The following is a 22,837-nucleotide window of genomic DNA, read 5'->3' on the forward strand; positions in this document are numbered from 1 at the left end:
GGGCGTGTTTGACCTCGATCAAGGAAAATTCGTATGTGTTGCATATGAAATGTCCGTCGGCCGCGCTTCCCTCTCGGGGATCGATTCGGGCCGGAAGGGAGAAGCGGACATGACACCTGAAGGAAACCGCGAGGACCGGGCGGCCGTGGACAAGGCGCTCCGCCGCGCGATTCCGCTGTTCGATGGCGATCTCGCCACGCGCGGATACGAGCTCAACGCGATGTGTTTTTCCTTCAACGAAAAAGCCAATCGCGAGGCCTTTCTGGCCGATGAAGAAGCCTATTGCCGCAAGTTCAACCTGACGCCGCAGCAACGCAAGGCCGTGGCCGATCGCGATGTGCTCGCGATGCTCGATGCGGGCGGGAACGTCTATTATCTGGCCAAGCTGGCCGGCATTTTCGGCCTTGGCGTGCAGGACCTGGGCGCATTGCAGACCGGCATGTCGGTCGCTGATTTCAAGGCCATGCTCGTGCGCTGGGCCGACAGTATTCCCAACAAGGAGAACGCGTGATGGCCAAGGTCATTGGCGGTTATTTCACCAGCCACGTCCCGGGCATTGGCGGCGCCATCGTTCGCGGCGATCAGGAAACGCCTTATTGGAAGCCGTTCTTCGATGGCTACCCGCCCATCCGCGAATGGCTGGTGGAGGCCCGGCCTGACGTCGCAATCGTCTTTTCCAACGACCACGGCCTCAACTTCTTCCTCGACAAGATGCCGACCTTTGCCGTCGGTGCGGCAGAGCGCTACGACAATGCCGACGAGGGCTGGGGCCTGCCGGTCTACAAGAGCTTCGCCGGTCACCCGGCGCTTTCCTGGCACCTGATCGACAGTCTGGTGCGTGACGAGTTCGACATCACAACCTGCCAGAAGATGCTGGTCGATCACGCGGTTTCGATCCCGTTCGAACTGATCTACCCGGGTGCGGAGAGCTGGCCGATCAAGCTCGTCCCGATCTCGATCAACACCGTGCAATATCCGCTGCCGAGTCCTAAGCGCTGCCTTGCGCTTGGCCGTGCGGTAGGTCGCGCGCTGCAATCCTGGGCCGGTGACGAACGTGTCCTGATTTGTGGTACCGGCGGGCTTTCGCATCAGCTGGACGGTCCACGCGCGGGTTTCATGAACCCGGACTACGACATGTTCTGCCTTGATAATCTTGCGGCCAATCCCGACGCCCTGACCGGCCATACCGCCGAGCAGGTAGCCGAGCTTGCCGGAACGCAGGGCGTCGAGATTCTCAACTGGATCGCGGCGCGCGGGGCAATGGGCGATGTGCCGCTGCACGAGGTCAGCCGGAACTACCATATCCCCATCAGCAATACTGCGGCCGCCAGCCTCCTCCTCGAGCCTGCCTGACGGCTCCGCCACATATGCTGGCCCCCCGCCTTTCTCGCGCTCGCGGGACGGGCGGGGGAGGGGGCGCTGGCCTCGCAGGCTGCGTCTACCCCGCTGTGCGACGTTTGGTGCGTGCCTTCTTTCGCGTGGTGGTCTCGGCCTTCGCGGCTGCCTTCGACTGAATGTCGGGCCAGGCATTCACAATGGCTGCCCGCACGAGTGCGCGGCCTTGCTGGTTCCGCGTCTCCGGATGGTCTGCCAGGTACTTCACCACCACGTCACGAACTTGGCCGGCCGTTGCATCCTCTGGCACTTTCGGGGGCTGGTCGAGGTAGCGCAGGCCGTCGAGTACGCCGATCACGTATGACAGGCACATGGCACGGTCGACCGGCGCCGAGGTCGAGCAGGCGTCGCGCAACTGGTTTCCGCTCATCCATTCGGCCCGCGCGGCTGTGGCGGACAGGCCAAGCGCAGCCGCCATGCCGATTCCAACAGCATTCCTGAACATTGCAACTCCCGTCTAGACGACGGGACAACACCCTGGACGCAGTTTCGATCCGGGATTTTGCCCGCCGAACCGGAGGCGGCGCATTTCACCCTTCCTGTTCGTTCACCGCCAACAGGGCCAGTTCGGTGCGGTTGTCGATGCCGAGCTTCTGGTACATCGTGTGGAGATAGACTTTCACGGTGCCCTCGCCGATGCCGAGTTCGGCGCCAATGTCGCGGTTGCGCATTCCCCGCGCGACGAGCGCGGCGATCTTGCGCTCGCGCGGGTTCAGCTTGGCAAGCGGCCCTTGCGAGTCCGGGCGAAGCGAGAGATCGAGCGCGCGTTGCAGGAAGTTCGGTTCGATGGCTTTCTGTCCCGCGTGGACTTTCTCAAGAACTTCCACCAGCCCTTCCTCCGCGCCGTCCTTCGACACGATCCCGTCTACGCCCGCGCGCATGACGGAGATGAGTTGGCGGTCGTTGATCTCGGCGGTCAGCAGCACGACCGGACGCTTGTCGCCGCGTTCGCGCAGGGCTTCCAGCGCCTGGACACCGTTCATGCCGGGCATGTTGATGTCGAGGAGGACCACCGCCGGATCGTGGGTCTTGATCGCGTCGAGCGTTTCCTCGCCACTCGCCGTGGTTGCCACGACGGAGAAACGCGTGCCCCGCAACACGGCTTCGACACCGGCGCGGATGAAGCCATGGTCGTCAGCAACCAGAACAGGAATCATGCAGGTTCTCCGGATCTTAGGGCAATGGCGAGGCGCGTTCCGGCCCCGTCGCTGTGAAGTTCGAAGCGACCGCCCAGTGCCTCGACGCGTTCGCTGATCGAGCGGGGGCGGGGGGCATTGGGGATCTGGGGAAACCCTTTGCCGTCATCGGTAATGGCAAGGTTGAGGTGGCCGGCCTGTTCCGAAAGCTCGACCTTCACTTTTCCGCATTTGCCATGGCGCGCCGCGTTGGCCACTGCCTCGCGCACGAGCTGCCTGATCTCGTGGCTGAGCTGTACGGAAACCGGCAGGGGGCGCTGGTCCATGACCAGCTCGGTCTCGATGTGCCAATGGCCGCTGGCCTCGGCCAGCAGATCGCGCAGTTCCTCGCCGATCTCGGTGCGCCGGTCGCCTTCCTGCCCGCGACGCAGGCGCTGGATCAGGAGGCGCAACTGTCCTTGCTCGCGGCGCAGGGCATTCTTGATGGAATCTATCTCGCCCTCGGGATCGTTGCCCTCGCGGATCCAGCGGCGCAGCGCTTCCAGGCGGAACAACGTCCCTGCGAGGAACTGTGCCACGCTGTCGTGCAGGTCTCGGGCGACGGCCTGGCGAACCCCGGTCTCGGCGGCGCTGCGGGCCAGCCGCGCCATTTCCTCGCGGTCCAGCGCGTGCCCGATCTCGTCCGCCAGGGCCCGCACCAGCGCGATGTCGTCGAAGCTCAGGTTCTTGTGGTCCCAGGCGACGAGATGGCCCGATCCGGTCACGCTCTGCACTGAGGCGATGATGCCTTCGTCTGCCCCGAGCAGGTCGGCAAGGCGGGATTCGACCGGCCCGTCCAGTGCCTCGAGCCCACCGTCTTCGGCCAGAGCGAGCTGGCGCTTTCGCGAGCGGCTGAAGATTGCGGTCGAGCGCCGACCGAGGAGTTCGTCGGCAAGGCCCTCGGGGGCAAGCCGTTCGGTCACGATCCCCTTTGCCGTGAGCCGCCGCATTTCGATCCACGGTTCTTCGCTCGCCGCGAAGGCCAGGGCGACCTGCTCGGCACCGAGGGTTGCCGCCGCCGCCCGGAGCGCGCTGTCAAGCAGCAGGTCGCGTCGTTCGCCCGGAATGCCCGGAGGCTCGGCAAACGCCACGGTTCGCCCGCTCCCGCGCGACATGCTGAGCCAGATGAGGATCGAGGACAGCACGATCATGTAGATCGTGCGCCGCGAGAACCGGAACAGGTCGATGTCCAGCCCCATCTGGTACAACGTGATGCCGAACGCGAGGTTGGTGCTGAGCAGGACGAGCGCTGTCAGCGCCGTCGCGCGCCAATTCCACCGCACCATCGCGCTGACCTGCATGAAGGCTGCGAAGGCCAGGAACGGGCTCTGGAATTCGGTGAAGGGACTTTCGGTGAAGTAGACCGCCGACAGGAACATCAGGATGTCCACGACCTGGGCGACCGGGGCGAGCCTGAAGTCGTACCACCAGCTCCGCCAGGCGATGATCATCAGCAGCGCCGTCCACAGCAGGTAGCTGCTGACCAGCGCGTAACCCAGCGTCACCCCGCGGACCGGGACCACCGGATCGAGCCAGAGCGCGAGGAGAAAGGTCAGCGCGAGTACGGCACGCCCCGTCGCGATCACGCGACCGGTCCTGCGTGTCCATCCCTTCGCGCTCACTTTATCCCCTTCCGATTCGCCCCTGCTACCCTGCACGAACCGCGCAAGCGCGGATAGCGGCGCCGTATGAAATAGGGACGGTAACGGTTACTTTCATATTTAGACTTGGTTTTTTCGGAAAGTGCACGATGCCGCGTTCGGCATTGGAAAATGCGTGGTTCTGGTTCACAATGGAACTCGTGCAATTAACCTTTTCTGGCGGGAAGACGGTGGTTGCTTCGGGGCGTAAAGACAAAATGACAGTGGCCGTAGACGAGATCGAAAATCCGCTGCTCAGTCTGACCGCGAAGCAGCGGGAAGTCCTCGACCTGCTTATCCAGCACAAGACGTCCAAGGAGATATCACGCCAGCTTGGCATCTCCCCGCACACGGTGGACCAGCGCATCATGCTGGCTCGCGCCAAGCTTGGCGTCGCGACCCGCGGCGAGGTTGCCCAGGCCTACCGGCGCCTTGTGGAGACATACGAACAACCCGTATATGGACTTTCCGACCTAGGATTTCCGCCGCTTCCAGCGTCACAACCGTACCGGGACGACACGGATGTCGGACCGTCCTCGAACACCCTGCCGCAGGGCGATGAAGGACTGGTCCGCTACCGGGTCCTCCCGGAAATGTTCGACGGGCCGTACGGAACGCTGATGCGACTGGGCTATATCGCCGCGGTCACGGTATTCCTGATCCTGATCGTGCTGGGAGGGTTGACGATGTTTGCGCAACTTTCCTCCATGCTCGATCGCTGACGAGGCCGGTCCTTCATTTCCCGCTGACAACCGGGGCAGGGCGCGTTGCGCGCGCGGCCCCTTTGCAAGGGGGCTGCCGTGGCAACGCGGCAGGGCTTGAAGATGACCAATGCCGATCATGTTACCGTCCACGGCCTGCGCATCACCCGTGACCTGCACGAAGCGGAAGCTGCACTCGATGAAGTGCTGATCCGGCAGGCGAACCTGCTCGCGACGATGGTCCGCGCCCGGCGCGAGGCTTCCGTCGGACCATTCACGGGCCAGGAAGCCCTCCTGCGGCTCGCCGCCAGCCAGAAAGCCGTGCTCCATGCCAGCGGCGAACTGGCCCGGGTCCATGGCAAGTTGCTCGACGTCGGTCGCGAAGTCGGCAGCGGCATGGTCGACGATTGCCCCCCGAAGGGCGCCACCGGGTCTGCCGAACTGCCTGCGGGCGTTCCTGCCGTGCTCCGGGTCGCCTGACGGGAATGCCCGCCCTGCCTGCAACGGGTGACACGTCATGTTCCTGATCTGGCTGCTCAGGCTGTCGATCCTGGCCGTTCTGGCCTTCGCCGCACGCAAGGGTGGGGAGCCGGAGCGCCTTGTGGCGCTTGTCCTCATTTCGACCAGCGTCCTGGATGTGTTCAATCACTCGATGTTCGGACAGCCGGCGTTCTTTGCGCTCGATCCGGGACATGTGGTGATCGACACTTGGGCGATGATCGCCCTGCTGTGGGTCGCGCTCCAGGCCAACAGGGGCTGGCCGATCTGGGCCTGCGCCGCGCAGATCATCGTCGTGCTCGGGCATGTTGCCAAGATCATCGACCTGTCACTGGTGCGCTACGGCTACTTCGCCATGACGCAGATGCCCATGTCGATCCAGGCCGTGGCCATCTTCGGCGGAACGCTGGCGCATGTGCGGCGGGAGGAGCGAATTGGCCGCTATCACGCGTGGCGCTTTGCATGATCCGTCCTGCCTCCTCCAGCCGGCACCGTTCCATCCAGTTTGTTACCGGGAGCAGATCACAATGACCGTTCGTTCCATGCGTGCCACGCTCGCCAGTGGCAGGACCATCATCGCCGGCCGCCGCAGCGAACCGCGCACCGACGGGCAGGTCCCCGCTGTCGCTGCCGATACGCTCGACGCCGCGACGATCGCCTGCAATGTGGAAGTCGCCCGCGAAATCTACGCGAGCCGCCGCCGCCGTCACAAATTCCTGCCGGTGGACCTGTTCGGAGAGCCGACCTGGGACATCCTGCTGGATCTCTATCTCGCCGCCCGCGAGGACAGGCGTGTCCCCACGACGAGCGCTTGCATTGGGGCTCACGTGCCGCCGACGACGGCGCTGCGCTGGCTGCGCATACTCGAAGCGCGCGGCCTGGTGGAGCGCGAGGACGATGGTCGCGACGGACGCCGCACCTTCGTGCGCCTCACGCGGGCCGGATTGGTGGCGATGGATGGTTGCCTCGCCAACCTCCATGCCGGGATACGTCGCGCTTTCGGTGACGGTACTTCCGCGGACGCGCGTCTGCGCCTCGCCGAGTGAATTGCCATCCGGGCGGCTAATGACACCGCCCGGATGTGCTTTCAGGGCAGGACCCAGCGGACCGCGCTTGTGTAGGTGCCGCTCGTCGGCATGCCGTCGTTGCCCAGCGCCGGTATGAAGCGTGCTCTCGCGCTCACTTTGCTGCACGTCGCTGCGTCCAGGTCTGCCGAACCGCTCGAACCGGTGATCTCGCAACCTGTGACTCGGCCGTCCGGACCGATGGTCAGGCGGAAGCGTGTCACGCCTTCGCGCTCCTGGCGGATGGCGCTGCTGGGATAGTCCCGATCCGACACCCATGATGCTGGTGGTGATTTCGGAGCAGCGGTCCGCGTGGCGAAAGACGCCGAAGGCGACGGCTTCACTTCGACCGGACCGATCGGTGCGAACTCGACGGGCAAGATCGGCCCGATTTCGACCGGCCGGACGCCGATCGAGGGATCTACCGGTGCCAGCGTGATCTCGCTACGCGGCGCGACCATCCTTGTTTCGACCGGCTTCGCCGAGGGCTTTACCTCGGGCGGTGCTTATTGGAGTGATCTTCACTTCTTCCCGCCACTGCTGCGCTACCAGCGTGTCGCGAACGATATTCACAACGCCACCCGCAAACCCCGAAGCGATCGCCCAGATCGCCACGCCGTGCAGCAGACCCACCGCAACCAGTGCCTGTGCCCGCCTTCTTCCCGCGTTTTCGATTGCATATGCCATTGGCAACACCTCTTCCATTGCCGACGCCCCATCGCCTGGCTGGCCGTCCCGGAAGAGGGGCCCCAAGTGGGGCATTCGGTAACATTGGAAACTACCATCCTGAGGGGGAGGGCGCCACAAGAATCTCAACTGCAAAGGTTGAATTTATGCATCTCTGGGGTGGTGAGGCTTTTGCGATTGCAAAGCGGCGGGACTTCCCGGGAACTGAGGGAAGTCCCGCCGCGCGCCGGGTCTAGGTGCCCGGCTGTCCAACCGCCTGGTGCCGCGGGCGGTCGTTGCCCCGGTCAGTTGTCCGAACGATCGCGACGTTGCTGGCGGCTATCCTGACCGGACTGGCGCCCTGCCTGACGTGCGGATTGCCGACCCTGCTGGTCGCCCTGCTGGCCCATGCCATCGCTCTGCTGATTCTGCTGGCCACTCTGATCGGAGCCGCCCTGCTGGCCGCTACGGCTGCCCTGCTGATCCTGCTGCCCGCTCCGGTGCGAGCCGCCCTGCTGTGCCATGTTGCGTTCGCGCTGGGGGCCATCCTGCTGGTGACCAAGCTCGTTTCCGTTCTTGTTGTGCATCGTCTCTCTCCGCTTGGGGCCTCGATCCGGGCCCATGCCAGATTAACCGGAGCGGGCCGCGCATGTTCCGCAACTCATGGAAACTAAAAGACCTTTCGTCGCGTCCTGGGGCGGGATGATCCTTTGGCAGGGGTGGGTAGGGGGCCGTTGCTTGACCGGACCGCCAAACTGGACTAGGGGCCCGCACTTCCGCGATCCCGATTCCGGCTTCGCGGCTGAGCTGAACATTGCCGGTGCGTGCGGAAGGACTGTCCTGCCGCGTAATCCGTCAAAGTAACCCGGCCCTCGCGTCCGGGTGGAGCGTTTCGGCTCGCGATGCAGCGGCGGCGGGGCTTGGCCCCGCTTTCAGGCATTTGCGGGCGCTGCGTCCTTCACCTTGCCGATTGGGTCACAACCAAGGTGAAGAGTACTTCATGCCTACTATCAATCAGCTGGTCCGCAAGGGCCGCGAACCGCAGAAGGCCAAGTCGAAGGTCCCTGCGATGGAGCAGAACCCGCAGAAGCGCGGCGTCTGCACCCGCGTCTACACGACCACCCCGAAGAAGCCGAACTCGGCTCTCCGCAAGGTCGCCAAGATCCGCCTGACCAACAGCCGCGAAGTCATCTCGTACATTCCGGGTGAAGGCCACAACCTGCAGGAGCACTCGGTCGTGCTCATCCGCGGCGGCCGCGTCCGCGACCTTCCCGGCGTTCGCTACCACGTCCTGCGCGGCGTGCTCGATACGCAGGGCGTCAAGGATCGCAAGCAGTCGCGCTCGAAGTACGGCGCCAAGCGTCCGAAGTGATGTCTGCGGCGGGGCTGGGCGCTTGTTCGCTCCGGTTTCGCTGAAGCGTCTCGCAGGTTCAGGGATCGGCTCAGTTCCGGTCCGGTAAGAAGGAATTCAAGATGTCACGTCGTCGTCGTCCGGAAAAGCGGGTCATCCTGCCCGACCCGAAGTTCGGTGATCAGGTCCTGTCGAAGTTCATGAACAACCTCATGCTCGACGGCAAGAAGTCGGTCGCTGAAAGCATCGTCTACGGTGCGCTGGAAGTGATGCAGACCCGTGCGAAGGCGGATCCCGTCCAGCTCTTCCATGATGCGCTGAACAACGTCCGTCCGCAGATCGAAGTGCGCTCGCGCCGCGTCGGTGGTGCGACCTATCAGGTTCCGGTCGAAGTCCGTCCGGAGCGTGCCCAGGCCCTCGCCATCCGCTGGCTGATCACGGCTGCCCGCAACCGCTCGGAAACCACGATGGCCGCGCGCCTTTCGGCCGAGCTGCTCGATGCTGCCAACAACCGCGGAAACGCCGTCAAGAAGCGCGAAGACACCCACCGCATGGCCGACGCGAACCGCGCGTTCAGCCATTATCGCTGGTAAGGGTGGTCCGTCTTTAAACGGTCACGAACGTAACCATATGGGCGGAGCCTCCGAGGCTCCCCCATACTCCCAAGGAACAGCATCATGGCACGCAGCCATCCGCTCGAGCGCTACCGCAATTTCGGCATCATGGCGCACATCGACGCCGGCAAGACGACGACGACCGAGCGCATCCTCTATTACACCGGCAAGTCCTACAAGATCGGCGAAGTCCACGAAGGCGCCGCCACGATGGACTGGATGGAGCAGGAGCAGGAACGCGGCATCACCATCACGTCGGCCGCGACGACTTGCTTCTGGAACGATCACCGCCTGAACATCATCGACACCCCCGGCCACGTCGACTTCACTATTGAAGTCGAGCGTTCGCTGCGCGTGCTTGACGGCGCGGTTGCCGCGTTTGACGGCGTTGCCGGCGTTGAGCCCCAGTCGGAAACCGTGTGGCGTCAGGCTGACAAGTACGGCGTGCCGCGGATGTGCTACATCAACAAGCTCGACCGCACCGGCGCGAACTTCTACTATTGCGTCCAGACGATCATCGACCGTCTCGGCGCGAAGCCGGCCGTGCTCTATCTCCCGATCGGCGCGGAGAGCGAGTTCAAGGGTCTGGTCGACCTTATCAACGAACGCGCGATCATCTGGAAGGACGAGAGCCTTGGCGCCGAGTTCTTCTACGAGGACATCCCGGCGGACATGGCCGACAAGGCCGCCGAATATCGCGAAAAGCTGATCGAGCTTGCCGTCGAGCAGGACGATGCGGCCATGGAAGCCTATCTCGAAGGCACCATGCCCGACGCCGCCACGCTCAAGGCGCTGCTGCGCAAGGGTACGCTGGCTCACGCCTTCGTGCCGGTGCTGTGCGGTTCGTCGTTCAAGAACAAGGGCGTGCAGGCCCTCCTCGACGCGGTCGTGGACTTCATGCCCTCGCCGCTCGACATCGAGGACGTGCAGGGCATCAACCCCGACACCGACGAGCCGGATAGCCGCGCCACCTCGGACGACGCGCCGTTCTCGGCTCTGGCGTTCAAGATCATGAACGACCCGTTCGTGGGTTCGCTCACCTTCACCCGCATCTATTCGGGCACGCTGAGCAAGGGTAGTTACCTGAACTCGGTGAAGAACAAGAAGGAAAAGGTTGGCCGCATGCTGCTGATGCATGCGAACAGCCGCGAGGACATCGAAGAAGCCTATGCGGGCGACATCGTGGCTCTGGCCGGTCTGAAGGAGACCACCACGGGCGACACGCTGTGCTCGGAAAAGCAGCCGATCATTCTCGAGCGCATGGAATTCCCCGAGCCGGTTATCGAGCTTTCGGTGGAACCGAAGACCAAGGCCGACCAGGAAAAGATGGGCATCGCGCTCAATCGCCTCGCCGCCGAGGACCCCTCGTTCCGCGTCTCGACCGATCACGAATCGGGCCAGACCATCATCAAGGGCATGGGCGAACTTCACCTCGAAATCCTTGTCGACCGCATGAAGCGCGAGTTCAAGGTCGAGGCGAACGTCGGTGCGCCGCAGGTGGCCTATCGCGAATACCTCGCCAAGGCGATCGATCTTGATCACACCCACAAGAAGCAGTCGGGCGGCACGGGTCAGTTCGGCCGCGTGAAGGTCAAGGTCACGCCGGGTGAACGCGGTTCGGGCTTCGTCTTCAAGGACGAGATCAAGGGCGGTAACATTCCGAAGGAATACATCCCCGCGATCGAAAAGGGCTTCCGCGAAACGGCAGCCACCGGCTCGCTGATCGGCTTCCCGATCATCGACTTCGAAGTCCTGCTCTACGACGGCGCCTACCACGACGTCGACTCGTCGGCGCTGGCCTTCGAAATCTGCGCCCGCGGCGCGATGCGCGAAGCGGCCCAGAAGGCCGGCATCAAGCTGCTCGAACCGATCATGAAGGTCGAGGTGATCACGCCGGACGAATATCTCGGCGACGTGATCGGCGACATCAACTCGCGTCGTGGCCAGATCCAGGGCACCGACACCCGCGGCAATGCCCAGGCGGTCACCGCCATGGTGCCGCTGGCGAACATGTTCGGCTACGTGAACCAGCTCCGCTCGTTCACCCAGGGCCGTGCGAACTACTCCATGTTCTTCGACCATTACGACGAGGTCCCGGCGAACGTCGCGACCGAGCTCAAGGCGAAGCTTGCATAAGAGCACGGATAGCATTAGGGGCGGCGCTCGATTCAGCGGGTGCCGTCCAATTCCCGCAGTATCTGCACACTTGAGAACAGAAGGTTTGAACAATGGCCAAGGCTAAGTTTGAGCGGAACAAGCCGCACTGCAACATCGGCACCATCGGTCACGTCGACCACGGCAAGACCACGCTGACCGCCGCGATCACCAAGGTGCTCGCCGAGCAGGGTGGCGCTGAATTCACCGACTACGCGAACATCGACAAGGCTCCGGAAGAGCGCGAGCGCGGCATCACCATCTCGACCGCACACGTCGAGTACGAGACCGCCAACCGCCACTACGCGCACGTCGACTGCCCGGGTCACGCCGACTACGTGAAGAACATGATCACCGGTGCCGCCCAGATGGACGGCGCGATCCTGGTCGTGAACGCTGCTGACGGCCCGATGCCGCAGACCCGCGAGCACATCCTGCTTGCCCGCCAGGTCGGCGTGCCCGCGCTCGTCGTGTACATGAACAAGGTCGACCAGGTCGACGACGAGGAAATCCTCGAGCTCGTCGAACTCGAAGTTCGCGAACTGCTGTCGTCGTACGACTTCCCGGGCGACGATATTCCGATCGTCAAGGGTTCGGCTCTGGCCGCTCTCGAAGGCCGCGACGACAACATCGGCAAGGACTCGATCAACGCGCTCATGGCTGCCGTTGACGCGTACATCCCGCAGCCGCCGCGTCCGACCGACAAGCCCTTCCTGATGCCCGTCGAAGACGTGTTCTCGATCTCGGGTCGCGGCACCGTGGTGACCGGCCGTATCGAAACCGGCATCATCAAGGTCGGCGAAGAAGTCGAGATCATCGGTCTGAAGGACACCCAGAAGACCACCGTGACCGGCGTCGAAATGTTCCGCAAGCTGCTCGACCAGGGCGAAGCCGGCGACAACATCGGTGCGCTGATCCGCGGCATCAAGCGTGAAGAAGTCGAGCGTGGGCAGGTTCTCGCCAAGCCCGGTTCGGTGACCCCGCACACCGAATTCTCGGCCGAGGTCTACGTGCTGTCGAAGGACGAAGGTGGCCGTCACACGCCGTTCTTCGCCAACTACCGCCCGCAGTTCTACTTCCGCACCACCGACGTCACCGGTGAGGTCGTCCTCCCCGAGGGCACCGAGATGGTGATGCCGGGCGACAACGTCACCCTGGCTGTCAAGCTGATCGCTCCGATCGCGATGGACGAAGGTCTGCGCTTCGCAATTCGCGAAGGCGGCCGCACCGTCGGTTCGGGGGTTGTCAGCAAGATCACGAAGTAATATAGGCCGCGCACCGGCGGGGAGATTCGCTCTTCCCGCCGGTCGGTTTTTTACTGACTGATCGCTATTTGGCAGTCGGCCAGCTCTCCCCGAGCTTCAGAACTGGGGTGGGGGTAGAGGGCAGGTCGACTGACGTTTTTGTTTTGCTCTTTCGCATCGGTATACGGACATGGAAGCCCAGAATATCCGCATTCGCCTCAAGGCCTTCGATCATCGCGTTCTTGACCAGGCCACTGGAGAAATCGCGGACACCGCACGCCGCACCGGCGCTCTCATCCGGGGTCCCATTCCGCTCCCGACGCGCATCGAAAAGTTCTGCGTCAACCGCGGTCCGCACATCGACAAGAAGTCGCGTGAGCAGTTCGAGGTCCGTACCTACAAGCGCCTGCTCGACATCGTGCAGCCCAATGCGGCCACTGTCGACGCGCTGATGAAGCTGGACCTTGCTGCCGGCGTCAACGTCGAGATCAAGCTGGCCTGAGCCCGCTTGCTGACGGCCTCGCCAAGGCTGAGGTAGTCCGGTCGGGTCGTCCGCAACGGCCCCAGAATTCTGGCCGGATCGCTCCGGCCAAGACCTTCCCTTCCAGGCAATTCCTGGGGTGAAGGACCAGAGTTTCCGGGGTAACAAAAGCCTCGTTGACAATGGGATACCTCCGGCGCCGCGCCATTTCCGGGAAACCGGGTTGGCATTGCCGGGCAAGCGTCCCCCGATCGCTCCCGCTTCCAGTGGGGGCATTCAGCCCGGTCGGGGGCATGCTTCACATACGGGCTGAACACGCCTGTCGGGATGGGCCCGGCAGGCCTCTGTTAGGAGTATGGATCATGCGCACCGGCGTGATCGCGAAGAAGGTGGGTATGACCCGCCTTTTCCAGGAAGATGGTCGGCACGTGCCGGTTACCGTCCTGTCGCTAGAAAATTGCCAGGTGGTTTCGGTTCGCACCGCTGAGCGTGACGGTTACGTCGCTCTCCAGCTCGGTGCTGGCGAAGCCAAGCAGAAGAACGTTGCCAAGCCGCAGCGCGAACACTTCGCCAAGGCCGAAGTTCCGCTGAAGATGGAAGTCGCCGAGTTCCGCGTCGCCGATGACGCGCTGCTTGATGTCGGCTCGACCATCGCCGCTTCGCACTTCGTCCCTGGCCAGTATGTCGACATCACCGGCCAGACCCAGGGCAAGGGCTTCCAGGGCGCTATGAAGCGCTGGGGCTTCGGCGGTATGCGCGCCACCCACGGTGTCTCGATCTCGCACCGTGCCCACGGTTCGACCGGTAACCGCCAGGATCCTGGCCGCGTCTTCAAGAACAAGAAGATGGCCGGTCACATGGGCGACCGTCAGCGCACCCAGCAGAACCTCGAAGTCGTCCGCACCGACGACGAGCGTGGCCTGATCTTCGTCAAGGGTTCTGTCCCCGGTTCGAAGAACGCCTGGCTCCTCGTGCGCGACGCCGTGAAGGTCTCGCGCCACGCTGAAGCGCCCTATCCCGCAGGCCTGAAGCAGGCCGCCAACAGCAATGACTCGGCAGCTGCCGACACCCCGGCGGAAGTCGCGGCTGTCGAAGCCACCGAAGGTCAGGAGGGCTAAGTCGTGAAGGTTCAGGTCCTCAATCTCGACGGCACCGCCGGCAAGGGCGAAGTGGAACTGTCGGACGACGTGTTCGGTCTCGAACCGCGCGCCGACATCCTGCACCGCGTTGTCACCTGGCAGCTCGAAAACCGTCGCGGCATCGCCCGCAAGGCGCGTGAGCGTTCGGACGTTGCCCGCACCGGCAAGAAGTTCGGTCGCCAGAAGGGCGGCGGTACGGCTCGTCACGGTGACCGCAAGGCGCCGATCTTCATCGGCGGTGGCAAGGCCCACGGTCCGCGCGTTCGCGAGTTCAACATCTCGCTGAACAAGAAGGTTCGCGCGCTCGGCCTCAAGATGGCGCTTTCGAGCAAGGCCAAGGCCGGTCTGGTCGTCGTCGACAACCTCGACGTCGATGCCAAGACCAAGGCTCTGGTCGGTCAGCTCGCCAAGGCGAACTGGGGCAAGAAGGTGCTCGTGATCGACGGTGAAGGCGTCAACGACAACTTCGCCAAGGCCGCCCGCAACATCGTCGGCGTGAACGTCCTCCCTGCGATCGGCGCGAATGTCTACGACATCCTGAAGCATGACACGCTGGTGCTGACGCGCGCTGCTGTCGAAAAGCTGGAGGCGCGTTTCAATGGCTAACGCAATCGACACGCGTCACTACGACGTGATCGTGGCTCCCCACATCACCGAGAAGGCGACGCTGCTCAGCGAAAACAACGCCGTGGTCTTCAAGGTTGCCGACAAGGCGACCAAGCCGGAGATCAAGGCAGCGGTCGAAGCCCTGTTCAACGTCAAGGTCACCAAGGTGAACACCCTGACGCAGAAGGGCAAGACCAAGCGCTGGAAGGGCAAGCCCTACAAGCGCACCGACGTCAAGAAGGCTGTCGTGACCCTGGCTGCTGGCCAGTCGATCGACGTCACCAGCGGGATCTGAGGCTAGACCATGGCACTCAAGAGCTATAACCCGACCAGCCCCGCCCGTCGCGGCCTGGTCCTCGTCGACAAGTCGGCGCTGTGGAAGGGCAAGCCTGTCAAGGCTCTGACCGAAGGCAAGCGCAAGACCGGCGGCCGCAACAACAAGGGTCATGTCACTTCGCGTGGCATTGCCGGTGGTCACAAGCAGAAGTACCGCTACGTCGACTTCAAGCGTCGCAAGTGGGACATGCCGGCTACCGTCGAGCGTCTGGAATATGACCCCAACCGCACCGCGTTCATCGCGCTGGTCAAGTACGAGGACGGCGAACTCGCCTACATCCTCGCGCCGCAGCGCCTTGGCGTTGGCGATCAGGTCATCGCCGGCGAGAAGACCGACGTGAAGCCTGGCAACGCCATGCTCCTGTCGCAGATGCCGGTCGGCACCATCATCCACAACGTGGAGATGAAGCCGGGCAAGGGCGGTCAGATCGCCCGTTCCGCAGGCACTTATGTCCAGCTCGTCGGTCGTGACCGCGGCATGGTCATCGTTCGCCTGAACTCGGGCGAGCAGCGCTACCTGCGCGGTGACTGCATGGGCACCGTCGGCGCCGTGTCGAACCCCGACAATGGCAACCAGAACCTCGCCAAGGCCGGCCGCAACCGCTGGCTGGGCAAGCGTCCGCTTACCCGCGGCGTTGCGAAGAACCCGGTCGACCACCCGCACGGTGGTGGTGAAGGCCGTACTTCGGGTGGCCGTCATCCTGTGACTCCGTGGGGCAAGCCGACCAAGGGCGCCCGCACCCGTCACAACAAGGCGACGGACAAGATGATCATCCGTTCGCGCCACGCGAAGAAGAAGAGGTAAGACCACATGGCACGTTCCGTCTGGAAGGGCCCCTTCGTCGACCTGCACCTCCTGAAGAAGGCGGAAGCCGCTCAGGATGCTGGCAGCCGCGCTGGCCCGATCAAGACCTGGTCGCGTCGTTCGACCATCATTCCGCAGTTCGTTGGTCTGACGTTCAACGTCTACAACGGGCAGAAGTTCATCCCCGTCTCTGTCTCGGAAGAGATGGTCGGCCACAAGCTTGGTGAGTTCGCTCCGACGCGCAACTTCCCGGGTCACGCCGCTGACAAGAAGGGCAAGCGCTGATGAGCAAGCCTAAGGCACCCCGTCGCGTTGGCGACAAGGAAGCGCTGTCGGTCGGCACGCAGATCCGTGGTTCGGCCCAGAAGCTGAACCTGGTCGCTGGCCTCATCCGCGGCAAGCGCGCCGAAGACGCGATGAACATCCTCGCGTTCTCGAAGAAGGCGATGGCGGTTGACGCCCGCAAGGTTCTCGCTTCGGCGATCGCCAATGCGGAAAACAACCACAACCTCGACGTCGACGCTCTGGTCGTGGCGGAAGCCTCGGTCGGCAAGTCGATCACGATGAAGCGCTTCCACACCCGTGGTCGCGGCAAGTCGACCCGCATCCTCAAGCCGTTCTCGCGGCTCCGGATCGTGGTCCGCGAAGTTGAGGAGGCCTGATCATGGGTCACAAGTCGAACCCCATCGGTCTGCGCCTGCAGATCAACCGCACCTGGGACAGCCGCTGGTACGCGGAAGGTCGCAACTACGCGCAGATGCTTGAGGAAGACCTCAAGATCCGCAAGTACATCGTCGAGAACCTGCCGCAGGCAGCGATTTCGAAGGTTGTGATCGAGCGTCCCGCCAAGCTGTGCCGCGTGTCGATCTATGCCGCCCGTCCGGGCGTCATCATCGGCAAGAAGGGCGCCGACATCGAGAAGCTTCGCTCGAAGCTTGCCACGATGACCGGCAGCGACGTGAAGCTGAACATCGTCGAGATCCGCAAGCCGGAAATCGATTCGAAGCTCGTCGCTCAGGGCGTTGCCGACCAGCTGGTCCGCCGCGTTGCCTTCCGCCGTGCGATGAAGCGCGCGGTGCAGTCGGCGCTGCGCCTTGGTGCCGAAGGCATCAAGATCACCTGCGGCGGCCGTCTCGGCGGTGCGGAAATCGCCCGCGTCGAATGGTACCGCGAAGGTCGCGTTCCGCTGCACACGCTGCGCGCGAACATCGACTACGCGGAAGCCGAAGCCCACACCGCCTATGGCGTGATCGGCATCAAGGTCTGGATCTTCAAGGGTGAGATCCTCGGCCATGACCCGATGGCGCAGGACCGCCTGATGATGGAAGCCCAGACTTCCGGCGTCCGTCCGGCACGCTGAGCCTCGAGGGTAGAGAAGCACCATGCTGCAACCGAAGAAGACCAAGTTCCGCAAGGCCTTCAAGGGCCGCATCCACGGCCTCGCCAAGGGTGGTACGGACCTGAACTTCGGCTCCTACGGCCTCAAGGCCCTGGAACCGGAGCGCGTCACCGCTCGCCAAATCGAAGCGGCCCGTCGTGCGATCACGCGCCACATCCGCCGTCAGGGCCGTCTGTGGATCCGCGTGTTCCCGGACGTGCCGGTTTCGAAGAAGCCCGCCGAAGTCCGCCAGGGCAAGGGCAAGGGCTCGATCGAATACTGGGCAGCCCGCGTGAAGCCGGGTCGCATCCTGTTCGAACTGGACGGCGTCCCCGGCCCGCTCGCGGCCGAGGCTTTCAGCCGCGCCGCGATGAAGCTGCCGATCAAGACGAAGGTCGTCGCCCGCCTTGGCGACACCTCGCACCTTGCCGGCGAGTGATGGGAGTCGAATGATGGCCAAGATCGAAGACCTTCGCGCCAAGAGCGACGACCAGCTGAACGCTGAACTCGCCGAGCTCAAGCGCGAGCAGTTCAACCTGCGTTTCCAGTCGGCGACGAACCAGCTTGAGCGCCCCGCGCGCATCAAGGAAGTCCGTCGCGACATCGCGCGCATCAAGACGCTGCAGACTGAGCGTTCTCAGTCGGCCCAGGCGTAAGGAAGCCAATATGCCCAAGCGTATCCTGGTCGGCACCGTGGTGTCCGACAAGACCGACAAGACCGTGGTCGTGAAGGTCGAGCGCAAGGTGAAGCACCCGCTTTACGGGAAGATCATCCGTCGCTCGAAGAAGTATCACGCCCACGACGAGGCGAATGCCTTCAAGACCGGCGAGACCGTGCGCATCGAAGAGACCGCGCCGATCTCGAAGCTGAAGACGTGGAAGGTCATCGACCGCGTCCAGGCCGGCAAGGGCACCGCTATCGAAGCGGACGTCTGAGCGTCGCATTTGAAGTTAGGGGTTGCTTCGCGGCGGAAGTCGTGTAGCGGCCCCGGCTACTGTTTTGGAACTGCCGGACTGGTTCCGGCAAGCCAGTGAGAAGGAACCGGATCAATGATCCAGATGCAATCCAATCTCGACGTGGCGGACAACAGCGGCGCGAAGCGCGTCCAGTGCATCAAGGTGCTGGGTGGCTCGAAGCGTCGGTTCGCAGGCGTCGGCGACATCATCGTGGTGTCGGTCAAGGAAGCGCAGCCGCGTGCCCGCGTCAAGAAGGGCGACGTGCACCGCGCCGTTATCGTTCGCACGAAGAAGGACGTCCGCCGCACCGACGGTTCGGTCATCCGCTTCGACAGCAATGCCGCCGTCCTCGTCGGCAAGAACGAAGAGCCGATCGGCACGCGTATCTTCGGCCCCGTCGTCCGCGAGCTTCGCGGCAAGGGCTTCATGAAGATCATCTCGCTCGCTCCGGAGGTGCTGTAATGGCTGCCGCGAAGATCAAGAAGGGCGACACCGTCGTCGTTCGTTCGGGCAAGGACAAGGGCCGCTCCGGCACCGTGCTCCAGGTCCTTCCGAAGGATGAGAAGGTCGTCGTGCAGGGCGTGAACATCGCCGCACGTCACCGCAAGCCTAGCCAGCAGAACCCGCAGGGCGGCATCGACCGCTTCGAGGCTCCGCTGCACATCTCGAAGGTTTCGGTCGCCGACAAGGATGGCAAGCCCACCCGCGTCCGCTTTGAGACCAAGGACGGCAAGAAGGTCCGCGTGGCCGTCAAGTCCGGGGAGACCATCGATGGCTGACAAGTACACGCCGCGTCTTAAGGGCAAGTACGACGCCGAAATCGCTGCGGCGATGCAGGCCAAGTTCGGCTACAAGAACGCGCTCGAAATCCCGCGCATCGAGAAGATCACGCTGAACATGGGCGTGGGCGAGGCGAGCCAGGACAAGAAGAAGGTCACGACCGCGGCTGCCGAAATGGAGCTGATCGCCGGTCAGAAGCCCGTCATCACCAAGGCGAAGAAGTCGATCGCGCAGTTCAAGCTGCGTGAAGGCATGCCGATCGGTTGCAAGGTCACCCTGCGCCGCGAACGCATGTACGAATTCCTCGACCGCCTCATCACCATCGCAATGCCCCGCATCCGCGACTTCCGTGGTCTCAACCCGAAGTCGTTCGACGGTCGCGGCAACTACGCGATGGGTCTGAAGGAGCAGATCATCTTTCCGGAGATCAGCTACGACCAGATCGAGAAGGTGCGCGGGATGGACATCATCGTGACCACCACTGCCAAGACCGACGACGAAGCGCGTGAGCTGCTTCGCCTGTTCGGTTTCCCGTTCCCGCAGGATGCTGCTGAACAGCAGCAGGCCGCCTGAGCCAGTTCTAGGAAAGAGCTTAAGTCCAATGGCGAAACTGAGTTCGATCAACAAGAACGAGCGTCGCAAGAAGCTCGTTGAGAAGTATGCGGCGAAGTACGCTGCGCTGAAGGCCACGGCTGATGACCAGTCGCTCGACGAAACCGAGCGCCTGATCGCCCGCCTCAAGATGGCAGAGCTTCCGCGCAACGCGAACCCGACCCGCGTCCGCAACCGTTGCAACACCACCGGCCGCCCGCGTGGCTACTATCGCAAGTTTGGCCTGTGCCGCATCGAGCTGCGCGACCTCGCCAACAAGGGGCTCATCCCCGGCGTGACCAAGTCGAGCTGGTAAGGATCATCCGATGGCTATGACCGACCCCCTGGGTGATATGCTCACCCGCATCCGCAACGGCCAGCAGGCGAAGAAGGACTCGGTCCTCTCGCCCGCTTCCAAGCTGCGTGCGCACGTGCTCGAAGTCCTTCAGCGCGAAGGCTACATCCGCGGCTTCTCGGAGGACACCACCGGCGTCCACCCGCAGCTCCGCATTGAGCTGAAGTACTTCGAGGGCCAGCCTGCGATCAAGCATGTTGCCCGCGTCTCCAAGCCGGGCCGCCGCGTCTACTCGGGTTCCAAGGAACTTCCGGTGATCCGCAACGGCCTTGGCATCACCATCGTCTCGACGCCCAAGGGCGTGCTTTCGGATGCCGAAGCGCGCGCTGCGAACGTCGGCGGCGAAGTGCTCGCGGAGGTGTTCTGATGAGCCGCATCGGCAAGAGGCCGGTGACGATCCCGAGTGGCGTCACCGCGAACATCGCGGACGGTGTGCTGACCGTGAAGGGCCCCAAGGGCACGCTCACGCTCACGCTCCGTGACGAGATCAGCTACACCGTCGATGGCGACACGATCCTCGTGAAGCCCGCCAACGACACCAAGGGCGCTCGCGCGTTCTGGGGCATGCAGCGCACGCTCGTCGACAACCTGGTGACCGGCGTCACGCAGGGCTACACCAAGGTCCTCGAGATCACTGGTGTCGGCTACCGCGCCAACGCCCAGGGCAAGAACCTGAAACTGCAGCTCGGCTACAGCCACGACGTCGATTTCCCGGTGCCTGAAGGCATCGAGATCAAGACCCCGGACAACACCACGGTGGAAATCTCGGGCATCGACAAGCAGAAGGTCGGCCAGGTCGCCGCAGAGATCCGTCGCTGGCGCAAGCCCGAGCCTTACAAGGGCAAGGGCATCAAGTACCGCGGCGAGTTTATCTTCCGCAAGGAAGGGAAGAAGAAGTAATGGCAAAGCTGTCTCTCTTCGAACGCCGCCGCCGTCGCGTCCGCACTGCGCTCAAGGCGCGCTCGGGTGGCCGTCCTCGTCTGTCGGTCCACCGTTCGGGCCGTCATATCTACGCCCAGATCATCGACGACGCTGCCGGCCGCACGCTGGCCGCTGCCTCGACCCTGGTGAAGGGCGACAAGTCGATCGGTGCGAACGTCGACGCCGCCGCCAAGGTTGGTGCCGAGATCGCCGAGAAGGCCAAGGCTGCCGGCATCACCACCGTCGTGTTCGATCGCGGCGGCTTCCTGTTCCATGGCCGCGTCAAGGCGCTGGCTGACGCTGCCCGCGAAGGCGGGCTGGAGTTCTGACAATGGCTGACGAAACCAACCTGGAAGGCGTCGCCGCGGTCGAAGCGACCGGCGGTGAGCCGCAGCGTGAAGGTCGTGGCCGTGGCCGTGGCCGTGGTGGCAACGATCGCGGTGGCGAGCGTGGCGGCCGTGGTCGTCGCGACGATCGTCGTGGCCGTGGCAACAACGACGAGGAAGGTGGCGAGGAGCTGATCGAAAAGCTCGTCCACATCAACCGCGTCTCGAAGACCGTCAAGGGCGGCAAGCGCTTCGGCTTTGCTGCGCTCGTCGTGGTCGGCGACGGCAAGGGCCGTGCGGGCTTCGGCAAGGGCAAGGCCCGCGAAGTGCCGGAAGCGATCACCAAGGCCACTGCCGCTGCCAAGCGTGCGATGGTCCGCGTGCCGCTCAAGGAAGGCCGCACCCTGCATCACGACGGCAAGGGCCGCTTCGGTGCCGGCAAGGTCAACGTTCGCTCGGCTCCGGCCGGTACTGGCATCATCGCCGGCGGCCCGATGCGCGCCGTGTTCGAAAGCCTCGGCGTTTCGGACGTGGTGACCAAGTCGGTCGGCACCTCGAACCCCTACAACATGATCCGCGCCACCTTCGACGCGCTGACCGACCAGACTTCGCCGAAGTCGGTTGCCCAGCGTCGTGGCAAGAAGGTTGCTGATCTCCTTGGCCGTGGTGGCGCTTCGCAGGTCGAAGCCGAAGCCGCTGCCGAAGCCATCGCGGAGTAATCGGTCATGGCTACCATCAAGATCAAGCAGATCGGTTCGCCGATCCGTCGCCCCGAGAGCCAGAAGAAGGTTCTCATCGGCCTCGGCCTGGGCAAGATGCACCGCGTCGTCGAGGTGGAAGACACCCCGGAAGTGCGCGGCGCCATCGCCAAGCTTCCCCACATGGTGGCCGTGGTCGACTGACCAGGGCTTCCTTCGGGAAAAAGGGACGCCCCGGCCTAGTGCCGGGGTTTTCCTTTGGGGGCAGCCGTTGATTTTGGCGGTCCCGTCAGGGGGTGACAAGCGGTGCCTTATGGCCTAAGCGCCCCCCTTTCCAAGCGCGTCTCAAAGCGAAAGCGAGTGCACGATATGAAACTGAACGAAATCTCCGACAACAATGGCGCCCGCAAGGGTCGCATGCGCGTTGGCCGTGGCATCGGCTCGGGCAAGGGCAAGACCGCCGGTCGCGGCCAGAAGGGCGCCAAGGCGCGTTCGGGCGTCAGCATCAATGGCTTCGAGGGCGGCCAGATGCCGCTCCACATGCGTCTGCCGAAGCGCGGCTTCAACAACATCTTCGCCAAGGACTACGCTGAAGTTAACCTCGGCATGGTCCAGCGGGTGATCGACGCAGGCAAGCTCGACATCTCGGGCACCGTCGACCACGCAGCGCTCAAGGCCGCTGGCCTGGCCCGTGGCGGCAAGGATGGCGTGCGCCTCCTCGCCAAGGGCGAACTGACCTCCAAGGTCGCGTTCAAGGTTGCCGGTGCCTCGAAGGGCGCTTTCGCCGCGGTCGAGAAGGCCGGCGGTTCGATCGCTCTGCCCGAAGCGCAGCCCAGCGAGCAGGAAAAGAAGGCTGCTCGCCGCGAAGCGAACAAGGCCAAGTAAGCACAGCATTCCGATCCCCGCCCGCCATTCGGGCGGGGATTTCGGCATTGCAGGGGTTCGACTTTCGTGACCCCGCA

General features: G+C 63.8%; 37 protein-coding genes. 32 read left to right on the top strand and 5 right to left on the bottom strand.

Translation table 11 applies throughout. From position 1 onward, the window contains the following. Positions 1 to 109: 109 nt before the first annotated feature. Positions 110 to 511: a protocatechuate 4,5-dioxygenase subunit alpha gene (locus tag SARO_RS06170; protein WP_049759492.1), complete on the top strand. Its 402-nt coding sequence runs from the start codon at positions 110 to 112 to the stop codon at positions 509 to 511. Beyond that, positions 511 to 1,353 carry a class III extradiol dioxygenase family protein gene (locus SARO_RS06175; protein ID WP_011444893.1) on the top strand — a complete coding sequence of 281 codons (843 nt, stop codon included), beginning with the start codon at positions 511 to 513 and terminating at the stop codon, positions 1,351 to 1,353. The genes SARO_RS06170 and SARO_RS06175 overlap by 1 nt, the downstream gene beginning before the upstream one ends. Positions 1,354 to 1,438: 85 nt before the next feature. On the opposite strand, the gene SARO_RS06180 is transcribed toward SARO_RS06175, so the two are convergent. The 3 genes from SARO_RS06180 to SARO_RS06190 form a co-directional block, all read right to left on the bottom strand. Beyond that, positions 1,439 to 1,840 carry a Rap1a/Tai family immunity protein gene (locus SARO_RS06180; protein ID WP_011444894.1) on the bottom strand — a complete coding sequence of 134 codons (402 nt, stop codon included), beginning with the start codon at positions 1,838 to 1,840 and terminating at the stop codon, positions 1,439 to 1,441. A gap of 85 nt (positions 1,841 to 1,925) precedes the next feature. Beyond that, positions 1,926 to 2,552 (bottom strand): response regulator, encoded by a 627-nt coding sequence (locus SARO_RS06185; RefSeq protein ID WP_011444895.1) that lies wholly within the window; start codon positions 2,550 to 2,552, stop codon positions 1,926 to 1,928. Continuing rightward, positions 2,549 to 4,192, bottom strand: coding sequence for a sensor histidine kinase (locus tag SARO_RS06190; RefSeq protein ID WP_011444896.1), 1,644 nt, complete (start codon positions 4,190 to 4,192; stop codon positions 2,549 to 2,551). Before SARO_RS06190 ends, SARO_RS06185 begins: the two co-directional genes overlap by 4 nt. Positions 4,193 to 4,320: 128 nt before the next feature. Between SARO_RS06190 and SARO_RS06195 the strand changes: the two genes are divergently transcribed. The 4 genes from SARO_RS06195 to SARO_RS06210 all read left to right on the top strand — a co-directional run bounded on the left by SARO_RS06195 (position 4,321) and on the right by SARO_RS06210 (position 6,455). Continuing rightward, positions 4,321 to 4,932 carry a helix-turn-helix transcriptional regulator gene (locus tag SARO_RS06195; protein WP_143004784.1) on the top strand — a complete coding sequence of 204 codons (612 nt, stop codon included), beginning with the start codon at positions 4,321 to 4,323 and terminating at the stop codon, positions 4,930 to 4,932. Between the two features lie 102 nt (positions 4,933 to 5,034). Next, entirely contained in the window at positions 5,035 to 5,391 is a 357-nt protein-coding gene (locus SARO_RS06200) for a hypothetical protein (protein ID WP_011444898.1), read from the top strand. Between the two features lie 37 nt (positions 5,392 to 5,428). After that, entirely contained in the window at positions 5,429 to 5,875 is a 447-nt protein-coding gene (locus SARO_RS06205) for a hypothetical protein (protein ID WP_011444899.1), read from the top strand. Positions 5,876 to 5,936: 61 nt separating this feature from the next. Next, positions 5,937 to 6,455 carry a winged helix DNA-binding protein gene (locus SARO_RS06210; protein ID WP_011444900.1) on the top strand — a complete coding sequence of 173 codons (519 nt, stop codon included), beginning with the start codon at positions 5,937 to 5,939 and terminating at the stop codon, positions 6,453 to 6,455. Between the two features lie 41 nt (positions 6,456 to 6,496). Here the strand turns inward: SARO_RS06210 and SARO_RS06215 are convergent, their stop codons facing one another. Together SARO_RS06215 and SARO_RS20165 are read right to left on the bottom strand one after the other, a co-directional pair. Beyond that, positions 6,497 to 6,934: an energy transducer TonB gene (locus tag SARO_RS06215; RefSeq protein ID WP_049759324.1), complete on the bottom strand. Its 438-nt coding sequence runs from the start codon at positions 6,932 to 6,934 to the stop codon at positions 6,497 to 6,499. Continuing rightward, positions 6,918 to 7,160 carry a hypothetical protein gene (locus tag SARO_RS20165; protein ID WP_049759325.1) on the bottom strand — a complete coding sequence of 81 codons (243 nt, stop codon included), beginning with the start codon at positions 7,158 to 7,160 and terminating at the stop codon, positions 6,918 to 6,920. The genes SARO_RS06215 and SARO_RS20165 overlap by 17 nt, the downstream gene beginning before the upstream one ends. Before the next feature lie 308 nt (positions 7,161 to 7,468). Here SARO_RS20165 and SARO_RS21465 point away from each other — a divergent pair, with 308 nt between their 5' ends. The 26 genes from SARO_RS21465 to rplO all read left to right on the top strand — a co-directional run bounded on the left by SARO_RS21465 (position 7,469) and on the right by rplO (position 22,760). Further along, positions 7,469 to 7,813, top strand: a complete 345-nt coding sequence (locus SARO_RS21465) for a hypothetical protein (RefSeq protein WP_234007411.1) — start codon at positions 7,469 to 7,471, stop codon at positions 7,811 to 7,813. Between the two features lie 326 nt (positions 7,814 to 8,139). After that, positions 8,140 to 8,511, top strand: a complete 372-nt coding sequence (gene rpsL / locus SARO_RS06225; protein ID WP_011444902.1) for a 30S ribosomal protein S12 — start codon at positions 8,140 to 8,142, stop codon at positions 8,509 to 8,511. Positions 8,512 to 8,612: 101 nt separating this feature from the next. Then, complete coding sequence (rpsG, locus tag SARO_RS06230) at positions 8,613 to 9,083, top strand: 30S ribosomal protein S7 (RefSeq protein WP_011444903.1); 471 nt, start codon at positions 8,613 to 8,615, stop codon at positions 9,081 to 9,083. An 84-nt stretch (positions 9,084 to 9,167) separates the two neighbouring features. Then, entirely contained in the window at positions 9,168 to 11,240 is a 2,073-nt protein-coding gene (gene fusA / locus SARO_RS06235; protein ID WP_011444904.1) for an elongation factor G, read from the top strand. Between the two features lie 92 nt (positions 11,241 to 11,332). Continuing rightward, positions 11,333 to 12,523 carry an elongation factor Tu gene (tuf, locus tag SARO_RS06240; RefSeq protein WP_011444905.1) on the top strand — a complete coding sequence of 397 codons (1,191 nt, stop codon included), beginning with the start codon at positions 11,333 to 11,335 and terminating at the stop codon, positions 12,521 to 12,523. 169 nt (positions 12,524 to 12,692) lie between these two features. Continuing rightward, complete coding sequence (rpsJ, locus tag SARO_RS06245) at positions 12,693 to 13,004, top strand: 30S ribosomal protein S10 (RefSeq protein WP_011444906.1); 312 nt, start codon at positions 12,693 to 12,695, stop codon at positions 13,002 to 13,004. 341 nt (positions 13,005 to 13,345) lie between these two features. Further along, the gene (gene rplC, locus SARO_RS06250) at positions 13,346 to 14,101 is read left to right on the top strand and encodes a 50S ribosomal protein L3 (RefSeq protein WP_011444907.1); all 756 of its coding nucleotides are present in this window, start codon (positions 13,346 to 13,348) and stop codon (positions 14,099 to 14,101) included. Positions 14,102 to 14,104: 3 nt separating this feature from the next. Beyond that, on the top strand, positions 14,105 to 14,728 hold the full coding sequence (gene rplD, locus SARO_RS06255; protein ID WP_011444908.1) for a 50S ribosomal protein L4: 624 nt from the start codon (positions 14,105 to 14,107) through the stop codon (positions 14,726 to 14,728). Then, positions 14,721 to 15,023 (top strand): 50S ribosomal protein L23, encoded by a 303-nt coding sequence (locus SARO_RS06260; protein ID WP_011444909.1) that lies wholly within the window; start codon positions 14,721 to 14,723, stop codon positions 15,021 to 15,023. The genes rplD and SARO_RS06260 overlap by 8 nt, the downstream gene beginning before the upstream one ends. 9 nt (positions 15,024 to 15,032) lie before the next feature. After that, positions 15,033 to 15,869, top strand: coding sequence for a 50S ribosomal protein L2 (gene rplB / locus SARO_RS06265; protein WP_011444910.1), 837 nt, complete (start codon positions 15,033 to 15,035; stop codon positions 15,867 to 15,869). A gap of 6 nt (positions 15,870 to 15,875) precedes the next feature. Next, positions 15,876 to 16,154: a 30S ribosomal protein S19 gene (gene rpsS / locus SARO_RS06270; RefSeq protein WP_011444911.1), complete on the top strand. Its 279-nt coding sequence runs from the start codon at positions 15,876 to 15,878 to the stop codon at positions 16,152 to 16,154. Beyond that, entirely contained in the window at positions 16,154 to 16,531 is a 378-nt protein-coding gene (gene rplV, locus SARO_RS06275; RefSeq protein ID WP_011444912.1) for a 50S ribosomal protein L22, read from the top strand. Before rpsS ends, rplV begins: the two co-directional genes overlap by 1 nt. 2 nt (positions 16,532 to 16,533) lie before the next feature. Further along, complete coding sequence (gene rpsC / locus SARO_RS06280) at positions 16,534 to 17,229, top strand: 30S ribosomal protein S3 (protein WP_011444913.1); 696 nt, start codon at positions 16,534 to 16,536, stop codon at positions 17,227 to 17,229. 22 nt (positions 17,230 to 17,251) lie between these two features. After that, positions 17,252 to 17,686: a 50S ribosomal protein L16 gene (gene rplP, locus SARO_RS06285; protein ID WP_011444914.1), complete on the top strand. Its 435-nt coding sequence runs from the start codon at positions 17,252 to 17,254 to the stop codon at positions 17,684 to 17,686. 10 nt (positions 17,687 to 17,696) lie between these two features. Next, positions 17,697 to 17,903, top strand: coding sequence for a 50S ribosomal protein L29 (rpmC, locus tag SARO_RS06290; RefSeq protein WP_011444915.1), 207 nt, complete (start codon positions 17,697 to 17,699; stop codon positions 17,901 to 17,903). A gap of 10 nt (positions 17,904 to 17,913) precedes the next feature. Then, on the top strand, positions 17,914 to 18,183 hold the full coding sequence (gene rpsQ, locus SARO_RS06295; RefSeq protein WP_011444916.1) for a 30S ribosomal protein S17: 270 nt from the start codon (positions 17,914 to 17,916) through the stop codon (positions 18,181 to 18,183). 114 nt (positions 18,184 to 18,297) lie between these two features. Continuing rightward, positions 18,298 to 18,666, top strand: coding sequence for a 50S ribosomal protein L14 (gene rplN, locus SARO_RS06300; RefSeq protein WP_011444917.1), 369 nt, complete (start codon positions 18,298 to 18,300; stop codon positions 18,664 to 18,666). Beyond that, complete coding sequence (rplX, locus tag SARO_RS06305) at positions 18,666 to 18,983, top strand: 50S ribosomal protein L24 (RefSeq protein ID WP_011444918.1); 318 nt, start codon at positions 18,666 to 18,668, stop codon at positions 18,981 to 18,983. Before rplN ends, rplX begins: the two co-directional genes overlap by 1 nt. Then, positions 18,976 to 19,557, top strand: coding sequence for a 50S ribosomal protein L5 (rplE, locus tag SARO_RS06310; protein WP_011444919.1), 582 nt, complete (start codon positions 18,976 to 18,978; stop codon positions 19,555 to 19,557). The genes rplX and rplE overlap by 8 nt, the downstream gene beginning before the upstream one ends. Positions 19,558 to 19,585: 28 nt before the next feature. Continuing rightward, positions 19,586 to 19,891, top strand: coding sequence for a 30S ribosomal protein S14 (gene rpsN / locus SARO_RS06315; protein ID WP_011444920.1), 306 nt, complete (start codon positions 19,586 to 19,588; stop codon positions 19,889 to 19,891). Positions 19,892 to 19,901: 10 nt separating this feature from the next. After that, a complete protein-coding gene (gene rpsH, locus SARO_RS06320; RefSeq protein WP_011444921.1) occupies positions 19,902 to 20,297 on the top strand; it encodes a 30S ribosomal protein S8 in 396 nt (131 codons plus the stop codon). After that, the gene (rplF, locus tag SARO_RS06325) at positions 20,297 to 20,830 is read left to right on the top strand and encodes a 50S ribosomal protein L6 (RefSeq protein WP_011444922.1); all 534 of its coding nucleotides are present in this window, start codon (positions 20,297 to 20,299) and stop codon (positions 20,828 to 20,830) included. Before rpsH ends, rplF begins: the two co-directional genes overlap by 1 nt. Further along, a complete protein-coding gene (gene rplR / locus SARO_RS06330) occupies positions 20,830 to 21,180 on the top strand; it encodes a 50S ribosomal protein L18 (RefSeq protein ID WP_011444923.1) in 351 nt (116 codons plus the stop codon). The genes rplF and rplR overlap by 1 nt, the downstream gene beginning before the upstream one ends. A 2-nt stretch (positions 21,181 to 21,182) precedes the next feature. Next, positions 21,183 to 21,896 carry a 30S ribosomal protein S5 gene (gene rpsE / locus SARO_RS06335; RefSeq protein WP_011444924.1) on the top strand — a complete coding sequence of 238 codons (714 nt, stop codon included), beginning with the start codon at positions 21,183 to 21,185 and terminating at the stop codon, positions 21,894 to 21,896. A 6-nt stretch (positions 21,897 to 21,902) separates the two neighbouring features. Continuing rightward, positions 21,903 to 22,079: a 50S ribosomal protein L30 gene (gene rpmD / locus SARO_RS06340; protein WP_011444925.1), complete on the top strand. Its 177-nt coding sequence runs from the start codon at positions 21,903 to 21,905 to the stop codon at positions 22,077 to 22,079. A 165-nt stretch (positions 22,080 to 22,244) separates the two neighbouring features. Beyond that, entirely contained in the window at positions 22,245 to 22,760 is a 516-nt protein-coding gene (rplO, locus tag SARO_RS06345; protein WP_011444926.1) for a 50S ribosomal protein L15, read from the top strand. The last annotated feature ends 77 nt before the right edge of the window (positions 22,761 to 22,837 follow it).

This window comes from Novosphingobium aromaticivorans DSM 12444, from assembly GCF_000013325.1.
Classification (GTDB): Bacteria; Pseudomonadota; Alphaproteobacteria; order Sphingomonadales; family Sphingomonadaceae; genus Novosphingobium; species Novosphingobium aromaticivorans.